Consider the following 12,563-nt stretch of genomic DNA (forward strand, 5'->3'; position numbering starts at 1 on the left):
ATAGCTATGACAGAATATGCAATTAGACTAAAAGATATCACAAAATCTTATAATATGTACGCAAAACCTTCGGATCGATTTCGTGAAGCCCTCAATCCTTTTAAGAAATCCTATCATGATGTATTTTATGCGTTGAAAAACGTGAATGTAGAAATAAAAAAAGGTGAGATGATCGGTTTCGTGGGAGAAAACGGATCGGGAAAATCTACAATGTTGAAAATCATTACGGGAGTACTGACACCAACATCCGGCACGATGGAAATCGAAGGAAAAATCTCAGCTTTGCTAGAACTAGGATCAGGATTCAATCCTGAGTATTCTGGCTATGAAAATATCTATTTAAATGGAATGGTTCTAGGATTTTCAAGAGAAGAAGTCGATGAAATGGTCGATGATATCATTGAATTTGCTGATATTGGCGACCATATTTATCAACCTGTAAAAACCTATTCAAGTGGGATGTTCGTTCGTCTAGCTTTTGCTGTAGCGATCAATGTGAATCCTGATATTTTGATTGTGGATGAAGCATTGGCAGTAGGAGATCTTGAATTCCAACTGAAATGTATGGAAAAATTTACAGAAATTAAGAACTCGGGAAAAACGATTTTATTCGTTTCTCATGATATTAGTTCGATTCGCCGTTTTTGTGATCGTTCCTATTGGTTGAAAAATGGAGAAGTTGTCGAATATGGTGATACGATGGAAGTAACGACGAATTACGAAAACTTTTTGAAGAAAAAATCAGTTAAAACAGTAGATCGAAATAAAAACCAAGTAGAACGCTTCGCAGCTCCAGATATCGTAGACGTGACGAAAGCCGAATTGTTGGATAAAGACAAAAATCCAGTGGATATGCTGGAACAAGGAGAAAAACTATACGTTAAAGTAACCTATGAAGTAAAAGACGATACAATCAAAAATCCAGTTTTAGGAATTGCTCTGCGTACAGTCGACAATTTTTATGTGTGCGGACTCAATACTCTACTAGATGGTATCAAGATCCCTTGGAAAAAAGGTGAGAATATCTTTTATCTGGAGTATGAAAAGTTAGGTTTGTTAGCTGGTGAATATTATTTTGACGTTGCGGTCTTTGAAGAAAATGCAACGGTTCCTTTGGTATACAAGACAAAATACATGAACTTGTTTGTCAGCGGTTCTTATATCGGAGAAGGCATCGTGGTCTTAGACCATAAATGGGAAGAAGGGACTCATAGCAATGAAATATGATTTTGAAATGGACCTAGATGAACAAAGCAGTGTGGGAAAAATTGCCGCACAGATCAAACCAGGAAGTAAAGTTTTAGAGTTTGGTCCTGGAAACGGCCGATTAACGAAACATTTGATCGGAGCAAAACAATGTGAAGTGAGCATTGTCGAACTAGATAAGGAATTGTTCGATTTTGTCAGCGAGTTTGCCCAAGATGGATTTTATGGAGATATCGAAAGCTTTGAATGGGCAAACTATTATGCTGGACAAACATTTGATTACGTTTTGTTTGCCGATGTTTTAGAACATTTGGTAGATCCTGGAAAAACGTTGAAGAAAGTTAGAGAATTTTTGAATGAAGAAGGAGAAATTCTAATTACATTCCCTAACTTGGCGCATAATTCTGTCATGATTGATTTGTTCAATAATCAATTGCCATGGGCTTCTTATGGTTTGCTAGATGAAACCCATAATTCTTTTTATACTCATGATGGCTTCCAAAAAGTTTTTGAAAAAGCAGGATTATACATCAATATTGAAGATTATTTGTACTTAGCTGTAGGTGATACAGAATTAAAATCAACTTATGAAGAATTGCCGGAAGCTGTACGTTATGATTTCAAAATGCGACCATTTGGCGAAGTCTACCAATACTTCTTCTCATTGATGAAACATCCAGTAGCACAAAGTTCCATTGCGCAGCCACAAAATTCTAATTATGTGAAAGTATTAGAAGTAATCCAGCAAACGAAACAAGATGAAATAATTCAACAAATACCATTCAATAATTTCACAGGGGAAAATGAGACACTAAGTTTCCATGTATCAGAATTAGCAGAACGAATGGTGTTTCGCTTCGCGCAGCAACCTAGCTTTATCGAATTCAGCGCAGAAGCTGCTGGAGAAAAACTCACATTTATCGATTCAAATGCTGTAGTCAAAACAGTAAATGATTGTTATTTGTTTGATGGTAAAGATTTACCAGAGTTCTTTTTAACGGATATTGCAGGGAAAGAAGTGACTATCCATTGTCACTATCGTTTTATCGGAGAATTGACACCAACAATGAAAGAATTGCTGGAAACGATCCGTCCAATGGCTGAAGTTACAAAGCAGCTTTCTGAGAAAAATGATGAATTAGAAAGAGAAAATCATTATCTTATTGAGAATAATACAAGATTAGATCAGACGTTGAAAACAACCATAAATCGCTATTGCACGTTGTTGGAAAGTGATGAATGGACAATCAAACATAGATTAGGGCGACGTAAGAAAGAAACATCGAAAAAAATCCAAGAAAAAGAGCTTTCTCTATGTATTGACGAAAAAATCTGGGATGCAGAAACAAAGATATTGAAAATCATCGGGTGGGGAATCGCTAATTCGGATCGCCAACCATTGTCCTATAAGTTATCAGCCGACCAATCACCATTTTTTGAAGCAATTCCTGTTTTACGAGAAGAAGTCAATCAAGCAAAACAGCTAGCTGAAGGAGCAAAAGCAGGATTTGAACTGCGGATCCTTTGCGAGAAGGAACGTTCATTCTTAGTGGAAGCAGTGGCTCAAAATGGTCAATCATGGATCATTGAAATGTAAATAATGATTAACTTATAAAGATAAGGAGTAAACGAATCGTGCAAAAAAAAGAAATTGCCGTATTTATCGATCAAATCACTCGTGAACGGGCCACTGGCGATTTGCTTATTGTGGGCTGGGCAATTGATGAAGTGACCAAAGAAATCCCTACGATAAAGGTAGAAAAAGAAAATGTGATTGCTGAAGCAACACATGTCGTAAGATTGGATATCAATCATTTATATAATCTTGATGTTAAGACCCAAAGCGGTTTTAAGGTACGTTTATCAGGGAAAATGAGAGGAAAAGCAATCTTAGACTTCCAAACAGCAAGACATCAAAATGGCATAGCTGTGAAATTAAACGGTAAATATCCTTATGATGACGGCATTGAATCTTCATGGGAAAGAAAAAAAAGATTACTGAAAAAAGGGATAAATTATGCAAGGACTCATGGCGTAAAAAAAGCAATCCGCCGGGTCAAACTGGAATTGAAACCAGGATCGATCGACTATGCAGAGTGGATCAGTCGTCATGAGAAACCTGATCTGAAAGAGCAAAGGAAGGAAGTACAAGGATTTGCCTACCGCCCATTGATTTCCATACTTATGCCTGTCTATAACGTTGAAATCAAATGGCTCGAAAAATGCATTGATTCGGTACTTGATCAAACGTATGATCACTGGGAACTATGTATCAGTGATGATGCTTCTACTGATCCAGCTATCCGAAAGTGTCTGGAATCCTATCAAGCAAAAGATGATAGAATCAAAGTCGTTTTCCGACAAGAAAATGGACACATCAGTCTGGCAACTAATTCTGCATTGGAAATGGCAGAAGGAGAGTTTATAGCGCTCTTAGATAATGATGACGAATTACCTCCATTTGCCTTATATGAAGTGGCAAAAGTGCTAAACGTACATCCAGAACTGGATTTGATCTACAGTGACGAAGATAAAATCGATGCAGATGGGAATCGCTTTGACCCGCACTTCAAAGCAGACTGGTCTCCCGATACATTGATGGGAAATAATTATATCTCTCACTTAGGCGTATATCGGACAAGCATTGTTAAGGAACTTGGCGGTTTCCGTAAAGGATATGAAGGCTCTCAAGATTATGATTTGGTTCTTCGTGTGACAGAACAAATTCCTGCAGAACACATTTACCACATTGACCGTGTCTTGTATCACTGGCGGACGATCCCGGGATCAACTGCAAGCAATGGAGAAGCTAAAAGCTACATCTATGATTCTGGAGTGAAAGCATTGACAGATGCTCTATCTAGAAGAAATATCAAGGGAAGCGTACATCCTGGCAGAATTTCTGGTTTTTATGAAATCACTTATGATGTTTTGCAAGAAGACTTGGTCAGTGTAATCATTCCAACTAAGAATGGCTATGAAGATCTAAAAACTTGTGTGGATTCGATCATCGAAAAAACGTCTTATCCAAATTATGAAATCATTATTGCAGATAATGGAAGTACAGATCCTAAAATGCAAGAATTATTTGCAGAATACAAGCATCAGCTGAAAGACCGATTTATCGTCGAATTAATTGACATTCCATTCAATTATTCACGTATCAACAATCTGGCAGCAGAAAAAGCTAACGGCAAATACTTTTTATTCTTGAATAACGATACAGAAGTGATTGAACCTGACTGGATGACAGCGATGGTTTCTTATGCACAGTTTGATCGAATCGGCTGTGTAGGAGCAAAATTATTTTATCCGGATGATACAACGCAGCATGCAGGTGTATTATTAGGGATCGGTGGCGTTGCAGGACATGCATTGAATAACTATGATCGAACACATTGTGGTTACTTTGGCCGATTGGTCATTGACGTCAATTACTTAGCAGTCACTGCAGCTTGTATGATGGTCAAGGCAGCTGACTTCAATGCTGTCAATGGATTTGATGAAACATTAGAAGTAGCATTCAACGATGTTGACTTGTGCTTGAAAGTTTATGAAATGGGTCGTTACAATGTCTATGCACATCAAGCAGAATTGTACCATTTCGAATCTAAATCAAGAGGTTATGAAGATACACCAGAAAAACAAAGACGTTTTGCTGGGGAAATCAAAAAAATGCAAGATAAGTGGCCTTCTTATATTGCTCATGACCCATTTTATAACGATAATCTAACTAAAGAAGGAATCGGCGATTTTTCGTTGAGACCTGATTGATTAAAAGAACTGTATTTTCATTTTTATTAATGAAAATACAGTTCTTTTAATTTAATTATATGAATATTGTAACTTGTGAATAAGGAATTAGCAGGAGAATACTAGTTCAGCATAAAGGAAGTGATGGGACTTCTGAGACAACTTTCTGTTATGCAGAAATACACATATAAACAGACAATAGACGCTTTTCCCCGTTTCTTTTAATTTCCTTTACAATTTGGTTATTCACTAGGTTTTTAAACTTTGCTATGGTAAGATGATAGAGGCATTATTTTATGGTTAGGAGTGTATATATGAATAAAAATGGGGAGTGGAATGCGGCACGCAGAATATTCATTATTCTTATGGATGTACTTGTATTAAATGTGTCGATCTATCTTAGTTTTTTGCTGAAATTCCAAGGAGAAGTACCAGTGAGAAACTTAGAGACCTTTCAGCATTCAGCAATTTTTATTTCCATCATCTTTATTGCGTTGAATATTTTGTTAGGAGCTTATGTATTCTATAACCGAATGATCAGTGATATTGTCTTCATTACTGTTATTGGACAAGTACTAATAGCATTGGGGATCATGGTAGTTACTTTTGCTGGCCGATGGTTTGCATTTCCGCGTGGCGTCATTTTGATCTCGTTTATCCTAGGTACGATATTACTTAGTGTTTACCGGATAGTCGTTTACAAACTGTACTTAAGAGTCAGTCGTGATAAGAAAGTCCTTATCGTAGGTTTGGAGAAAGATGTCGCACCAGCTATCCAAAATTTTCAATCTAAGAAAAACAATAAACATAAGGTTGAAGCAGTGGCAATCGATAATTATTACGAAAATACAAAAAAATTGATCGATGATATGGATATCGTCTATTTGGCTTCTAAAATCCCAGAAGATGAAAAAATCAGCATTTATCAATTAGTGACTAAAAAAGAGAAGAAGTTATTTTTAAATACGACTTTTGAGAATCTGACAATGATAAATCCGAATATTATGAATTTTGAAGATGAAAGCATCATTGAAGCTTCTGGGTTCAGAATCCAACCAGAATACGAACTATTCAAGCGTCTCTTTGATATCATCGTTTCGCTTATTTTACTGATCCTCGCCTCACCTTTTATGCTAATCACAGCGATTTTGGTAAAAACAACTTCACCTGGACCAATCATCTATAAACAAGTACGTATTACGAAAAATCAAAAGGAATTTTCAATCTATAAATTCCGTTCCATGAGCGCGACAGCTGAAGCAAAATCAGGACCAGTCTTGGCTAAAAGTAACGATGCACGTGTGACACCAGTAGGTAAATTTATCCGTGCTGTACGTTTTGACGAATTACCTCAAATCTTTAATGTATTGAAAGGCGATATGTCGATTGTCGGTCCAAGGCCAGAAAGACCATTTTTCGTTGATCAGTTCAATGAAGAAAATCCTTATTATTATTTAAGACACAATGTACGTGCGGGAATTACCGGATATGCACAAGTATACGGAAAATATGTATCAGATTATAACAGTAAACTACGTTTTGATTTGTTGTATATCAAAAAATATTCATTACTATTAGATTTGAAGATTTTACTTCAAACAATCAAAATCTTATTTGATAAGATGTCATCTCAAGGACTAGATGAAGATGAAAATATTAGTTCATTAGCAGGAATCGACTTTTCACAAGAGAAAATTTATCGCTAGATTGGAAAAATTTTGAGCAAAGAAGTAGGAGAGAACATTGGAAAATAAAAATGTAAGTATGCTGCTTTCTTTATATGATAAAGAAAAGCCAGAGTATTTAAAGGAAGCATTAACTAGTATTTTTGAGCAAACAGTAATGCCAAAAGAAATTGTATTAGTTTATGACGGCCCTATAAATGAAAAACTTCAAGTAGTTGTCACTTATTTCCAACAAAAAGATCCTCACTTGTTTACAGTTGTAAAATTAGAAAAAAATCAAGGATTGGGGATTGCTTTAGCAATTGGATTAGAACATACGAAAAATCGCTTAGTAGCCAGAATGGATACAGATGATATAATGGAACCCCAACGATTAGAAAAACAATTAGAGATCTTCCAAAAAGATCCAGAAATAGCGATTGTTGGGAGTAATATTGAGGAATTTACTGGCACGCTTAGCAATGTTATCGGAAAAAGAATTGTACCTGAATATAACAATGCAATTCGTGTATTTTCTAAAAGAAGAAATCCCTTTAATCATATGACCGTTATGTTTGATAAAAAAGCTATTTTGGAAGTGGGAAATTACCAACCATTAAGCGGGTTTGAAGATTATTATCTTTGGGCAAGATTATTAAAGGCAGGTTATAAAGGATATAATATTCAAGAAACATTAGTCTATGCGCGAACTGGCAAAGATATGTATGCAAGAAGAGGCGGAATGAAATATCTTGGTTCTGGTCTTAAGGGTCGTTATCGTATCTGGAAAGACGGTTTAGGGTCAGTAAAAGATTTTATAATTGTTTCTTGCGGACATATTTTTATTAGCTTACTACCAAATCAATTAAGAGGAAAATTTTATCAAACGCAATTAAGAAAATAGGAGGTTTTTCTTTGTATAGCACTGATCCAAAAATGAAAAAAATACAACAGATTACGTTGAAAATGTCTCAAGAGATTGTTGATTTTTGTCTAAAAAATCAACTTCTTTGTTATTTCTGCGGTGGTGGTGCCATCGGTACTGTGAGAGAACAAGGGTTTATTCCATGGGATGATGATTTAGATTTCTTTATGCCTAGAGAGGATTATGAAAAATTTTATCAACTATGGGTTAATTCAGAAAAAAGTAAAAAATATCCCATACAGAAGGCTTCTAAAAATTATAATGATCATAATTCTTTTACAACTATCCGCGATGCAGATACTACATTTATTAAAACTTATCAAAGAGATTTAGATATAGTCCATGGAATTACTATTGATATTTTCCCGTTAGATGTTGCCCCTGTTTCGAAATTTAGCCGTAAAATTCAAAAACTATGGGCTTTAGTATATGCTTTATTTTGTTCTCAAGTCGTCCCTGAAAAACATGGTGGAATAATGGCTACAGGTAGTAAGATACTCTTATCTATTTTCCGCTCACCTCGTATGAGATATAAGATATGGTCTTTTGCTGAAAAACAAATGACAAAATATAATAATGAACCAACGGGCTATGTGACTGAACTTTGTGTCGGACCTCGATATATGGGGAATGTTTATCCTGCAAAAGACTTTGAATCTGCTGTGTGGGTGCCATTCGAAGATACAGAGATGCCAGTACCAGTTGGTTATGATAATTATTTAAGTCAAGTTTTTGGTGACTATATGCAGCTTCCGCCTGAAAAAGATCAGGTTTCTCATCATGAAGCAGTTTATATTGATCCAGAACATCCATACACAATGTACAAAGGAAAATATTATTTAACTAAAGGAGCAGAAAAAAAATGATTACAGCTATTATTATTGCCGGTGGTGTGGGTAAACGAATGGGACAAGATATCCCAAAACAGTTCATTACAATTGAAGGAAAACCTATTATTATCTATACTTTAGAATCATTTCAACACCATCCTCAAGTTGACCGGATTTTAGTCGTTTGCAAATCTGGTTGGGAAGAAACGATGTGGGCGTATATCAAAGAATTCAATATTAGCAAAGTCAAATGGGTCATTACAGGTGGATCAAAAGGACAAGAGTCGATCAATAATGGTGTTCAGTTTTTGAAAGACTATTCTGAAGATGATGATACGATCATCATCCATGATGGAATCCGTCCACTAGTAGACGAACTGGTATTGTCAGATGTAATCGTTAAATGTAAAGAATTTGGTAACGGTGTAACCTCTCTACCTTACAACGAACAAATTTTTATCAAGAAAACAGAAGAAACGACGGAACAGTATGTCGATCGTAACACATTGAGGCGTGTCTCAACTCCACAAGCTTATCAATACGGAAAACTACGGGCAGCATATGACCGGGCAGTGAAAGAAGACATCGGTATGACTGATTCTTCTTATACGAATACCATGATGGTAGATTTGGGAGAAACTTTATATTTTGCTGCTGGTTCTGATAAAAATATCAAATTGACAACAACAGATGATCTAGAATTGTTCAAAGCATATTTAAAAATGAAAGACTAGGTGAAAGATGATGACGTTGATTAAACAACCAATGTACCAAGAAGATTTGGCAAAAGTAATCAATCATACACCAAAAATAAAACAGCTACATGGAAAATCCGTTCTGATGATTGGTGCTTCTGGAATGATCGGCTCTTTTTTGATTGATACGTTGATGGCTGCTAATGAACAACTAGGCATCAAAATCAAAGTTTATGCAATGGGCAGAAACCGTCAGAAGCTTGAAAAAAGGTTTGCCAGTTATCTTGAATTAGATACTTTCGAAATTGTTGAAGGTGACGTCACAGAACCCTTACCAAAAGAAATTCAAGCTGACTATTTGATACACGGTGCAAGTAACACACATCCTAAGGCTTACGCAACTGATCCAATCGGTACGATCATGACTAATCTTGCAGGTACAGAGCAAGTATTGGAACATGCAGTAGCAACCCAACCGGTTAGAGTATTATTTTTATCAACAGTAGAAATCTATGGCGAAAATCGAGGCGATATAGAAAAATTCACAGAAGATTACTGTGGATACATCGATTGTAATACACTGAGAGCAGGCTACCCTGAAGGAAAAAGAGTCAGTGAATCATTATGCCAAGCCTACATTGCAAAACACGACCTCGACATCGTGATTCCAAGGCTTTGCCGTACGTTTGGTCCGACGATGCTTTTATCTGATACGAAAGCATCCTCACAATTTATTTTAAATGCAGTCGAACAAAAAGATATTGTTTTAAAAAGTGAAGGAAACCAATATTTTTCGTATGTATATGTTGGAGATGCTGTTTCTGCTATTCTTCATTTACTGCTTGAAGGAGAAAAAGGAGAGGCGTACAACGTTTCTTCAGAAAACTTTGATTTACGACTAAAAGAATTAGCCCAACAGCTAGCTGATATCAGCGGCAAACAAGTAATTTTTGAATTGCCGGATGAGATTGAACAAAAAGGTTTCTCAAAAGCTAGTACAGCGATACTTGATAACAAGAAAATCAAAGAAAATGGTTGGTATCCAATATTTGAATTGAAAGAATCATTGATACACACAGTAGAATTAGTTAAAGGTGAGAAGCAAAATGTGTGAGATTAGTATTATCATGACGGTTTTTAATGTAGAAAAGTATTTAGCTAAAGCAATTGATTCTGTTTTGTTACAAACATTTGCTGACTTTGAGTTAATTCTTGTAGATGACGGGTCCTCTGACCGTTCGGGGGAAATATGCGATGAATATCAGCAAAGAGACAAGCGCATAAAAGTAATACATCAACCAAATAGTGGTGTCAGCTCAGCTAGAAATACTGGTTTAGAAAATGCACAAGGAAAATTTATCGGTTTTGTTGATAGTGATGATTATATTGAATCTGACATGTATGAATTTCTATATAATAACTTGATTGAAGAAAAAGCGGATTTATCTATCTGCGGAATCTACGATGTTTATGAAGGTAAAGAACCTCAGGCAAAGACACCTGGTCATTACGTATTAACAAAAAACGAAACTGTTAAAATGATATTGGAAGCAAAAGTGATATCTGTCCATCCGGTAAATAAATTATATAAAAAAGAATTATTTAATCATATAAGATATCCAATTGGAAAAATTACGGAAGATGGGGCAGTAATGTTCCATTTGTTAGAAAATGTAGAAAAAGTTGTCGTAGATATGACACCTAAATACTATTATTACCATAGAACGAATAGTATTACGACTTCTCCTTATTCCGAAAAAGATCTGAGTACAATAGAAGCTTGGGAAATGAATGAGAAGTATATTGCAACGAATTATCCTGAATATTCAGATATTGCACATACTAGAGTTTGTTGGGCATATTTCATTGTCTTAGATAAAATAATGATTAGTCATGCTGAGAAAAAAAGTACTGTTACGAAACAAATTGTTGATTTTTTAAGGAAAAACTATACTTTTATACTACGTAGTCCATATTTCACTAGAAACAGAAAAATAGCTGCAACTGTATTGCATTTGAATGTGAGATTGTATAAGAAACTTGCAATTTTGGAAGATGAGAAATACAAAAGTAAAAATAGTTAGGTGAGTGTGTAAAAAATGGATTCTGTTAAGTTTCATAAATACTCAGAATATAGTAAAAAAGGGTTTATTTTAATATTTGGGATAGCACTGATTATTCGTATCATCAATTACTACAGTCTGATTCCCTCAAAATATGATACTTTGCTGTTTACACTGATTACGGTATGGGCAGCATTAATCACTGCAGTAGATATATTTACTAAGAATTTCAGCTTGAAAAAAGCAGATTACCTGCTTCTAGCTTTCATACTAGCCATACTATTATCCACATTTTTAAACGGTCCTTCCGGAATCGTCGATAATATCAAGTTAGTAATTTGGCAATTTATTTATCTCTTTGTCGTTTTTCGAATAGGTAGGGAGGACCATTTCAAACAAATCATTCCTATGTTTGAAAAAATATTGCTTGCTTGTTGGAATCTCTTAGCTCTTATCTCTTTAGGAATGTTTGCGTTAAATTATTCCTACGTACAGGAGTTAGATAAATTCTATAATGGGTTTAGAGCAGGATTTGTCGAGAACCGTTTGTATGGTGTTTTTTCTGACCCTAATTTTGCCGGTGCAACTTCTGTAGCAGTTATTTTTCTTGCTGTAAAGCTATTAATGACGAATAAAAACAAAATGGCAAAAATTTATAGCATAGTTACGATCCTTCTTCAATTTGCTTACATCATTTTGTCTGGATCAAGAACAGCAGAGATTGCTTTGGTATTGTGTGCTTATTTTGCTATCTTCTTTATTGTCTATAACCGATTTGGGAAGACGATTGCTTCTAAATTATTATTGGCAGTAATCTGTGGGATTATTGGAACTGGAGCTGTTTTAGGAATTGCTGAAGCAGGGAAATATGTTGCCCCTAAATTGATCAATATAACAGCAAGATATGTTCCTAGAAAGTCTGAAAATCCGGATAAAGATCAGAATTCTATCAGTTTAAAACGGGAGGATGTTGTAAATAAGGACGATGTGTCTAATAATCGTTTTGCTTTATGGAAAAGTTCGTTTGAGATTTTTCAAAGTAGTCCGCTTGTCGGGAGTTCACCTCGTAATTTGGTTAATTATGCTCAAAAAGAATTACCGAATACGTTCATTGCAAGAAAAAAACAAACTTCCCATAATTTTATCTTCTATTTATTAGCAACAACAGGTCTGTTAGGGACTATACCGCTACTTGTATTTCTGGGAATTAAGATTTGGAATACATTGCGACAACTATTTATGCGTACTATAAAAGACTACGATTCGTATGTATTAAATACCATGGCAGTACTTGCAATTTTGATTTCAGCTATGTTTTTAACAGAACTCGTTTTAGTAAATAAAATAGGAAGTTTTATTTTCTGGCTGTATTTAGGCGGAATTTCTGCATTTGAATACACTAAAGTAAAAGGTGAGTGAATAATAAA

The 12,563-nt window shown here is 35.2% G+C and carries 10 protein-coding genes; all 10 read left to right on the forward strand.

Features of this window, described 5'->3' with window-relative positions; genetic code table 11:
* The first annotated feature begins 6 nt into the window (after positions 1-6).
* The gene (locus tag OS139_RS06080; RefSeq protein ID WP_002289079.1) at positions 7-1,227 is read left to right on the forward strand and encodes an ABC transporter ATP-binding protein; all 1,221 of its coding nucleotides are present in this window, start codon (positions 7-9) and stop codon (positions 1,225-1,227) included.
* Positions 1,217-2,803, forward strand: a complete 1,587-nt coding sequence (locus OS139_RS06085) for a class I SAM-dependent methyltransferase (RefSeq protein ID WP_002296539.1) — start codon at positions 1,217-1,219, stop codon at positions 2,801-2,803. The genes OS139_RS06080 and OS139_RS06085 overlap by 11 nt, the downstream gene beginning before the upstream one ends.
* 38 nt (positions 2,804-2,841) lie before the next feature.
* Positions 2,842-4,980, forward strand: a complete 2,139-nt coding sequence (locus OS139_RS06090; RefSeq protein ID WP_002332063.1) for a glycosyltransferase family 2 protein — start codon at positions 2,842-2,844, stop codon at positions 4,978-4,980.
* A 293-nt stretch (positions 4,981-5,273) separates the two neighbouring features.
* Positions 5,274-6,665: a sugar transferase gene (locus OS139_RS06095; protein ID WP_002332062.1), complete on the forward strand. Its 1,392-nt coding sequence runs from the start codon at positions 5,274-5,276 to the stop codon at positions 6,663-6,665.
* 58 nt (positions 6,666-6,723) lie between these two features.
* Positions 6,724-7,527: a glycosyltransferase gene (locus OS139_RS06100; protein ID WP_016628054.1), complete on the forward strand. Its 804-nt coding sequence runs from the start codon at positions 6,724-6,726 to the stop codon at positions 7,525-7,527.
* Between the two features lie 32 nt (positions 7,528-7,559).
* The gene (locus tag OS139_RS06105; RefSeq protein WP_002391763.1) at positions 7,560-8,414 is read left to right on the forward strand and encodes a LicD family protein; all 855 of its coding nucleotides are present in this window, start codon (positions 7,560-7,562) and stop codon (positions 8,412-8,414) included.
* Positions 8,411-9,112: an IspD/TarI family cytidylyltransferase gene (locus tag OS139_RS06110; RefSeq protein WP_002297058.1), complete on the forward strand. Its 702-nt coding sequence runs from the start codon at positions 8,411-8,413 to the stop codon at positions 9,110-9,112. The genes OS139_RS06105 and OS139_RS06110 overlap by 4 nt, the downstream gene beginning before the upstream one ends.
* A 7-nt stretch (positions 9,113-9,119) precedes the next feature.
* A complete protein-coding gene (locus OS139_RS06115) occupies positions 9,120-10,187 on the forward strand; it encodes an NAD-dependent epimerase/dehydratase family protein (protein WP_002332059.1) in 1,068 nt (355 codons plus the stop codon).
* A complete protein-coding gene (locus OS139_RS06120; RefSeq protein WP_002332058.1) occupies positions 10,180-11,157 on the forward strand; it encodes a glycosyltransferase family 2 protein in 978 nt (325 codons plus the stop codon). Before OS139_RS06115 ends, OS139_RS06120 begins: the two co-directional genes overlap by 8 nt.
* 15 nt (positions 11,158-11,172) lie before the next feature.
* Positions 11,173-12,555, forward strand: a complete 1,383-nt coding sequence (locus OS139_RS06125) for an O-antigen ligase family protein (RefSeq protein ID WP_002332057.1) — start codon at positions 11,173-11,175, stop codon at positions 12,553-12,555.
* Positions 12,556-12,563 lie beyond the last annotated feature (8 nt).

It is taken from the genome of Enterococcus sp. E4-223 (assembly GCF_035727065.1).
GTDB classification, from domain to species: domain Bacteria; phylum Bacillota; class Bacilli; order Lactobacillales; family Enterococcaceae; genus Enterococcus_B; species Enterococcus_B faecium.

What these genes read in the sequence shown, in the direction of transcription:
- OS139_RS06080 (WP_002289079.1), top strand. Translation starts at nt 7, where the DNA reads ATGACAGAATATGCAATTAGACTAAAAGATATCACAAAATCTTATAAT.
- OS139_RS06085 (WP_002296539.1), top strand. Translation starts at nt 1,217, where the DNA reads ATGAAATATGATTTTGAAATGGACCTAGATGAACAAAGCAGTGTGGGA.
- OS139_RS06095 (WP_002332062.1), top strand. Translation starts at nt 5,274, where the DNA reads ATGAATAAAAATGGGGAGTGGAATGCGGCACGCAGAATATTCATTATT.
- OS139_RS06100 (WP_016628054.1), top strand. Translation starts at nt 6,724, where the DNA reads ATGCTGCTTTCTTTATATGATAAAGAAAAGCCAGAGTATTTAAAGGAA.
- OS139_RS06105 (WP_002391763.1), top strand. Translation starts at nt 7,560, where the DNA reads ATGAAAAAAATACAACAGATTACGTTGAAAATGTCTCAAGAGATTGTT.
- OS139_RS06110 (WP_002297058.1), top strand. Translation starts at nt 8,411, where the DNA reads ATGATTACAGCTATTATTATTGCCGGTGGTGTGGGTAAACGAATGGGA.
- OS139_RS06115 (WP_002332059.1), top strand. Translation starts at nt 9,120, where the DNA reads ATGATGACGTTGATTAAACAACCAATGTACCAAGAAGATTTGGCAAAA.
- OS139_RS06120 (WP_002332058.1), top strand. Translation starts at nt 10,180, where the DNA reads ATGTGTGAGATTAGTATTATCATGACGGTTTTTAATGTAGAAAAGTAT.
- OS139_RS06125 (WP_002332057.1), top strand. Translation starts at nt 11,173, where the DNA reads ATGGATTCTGTTAAGTTTCATAAATACTCAGAATATAGTAAAAAAGGG.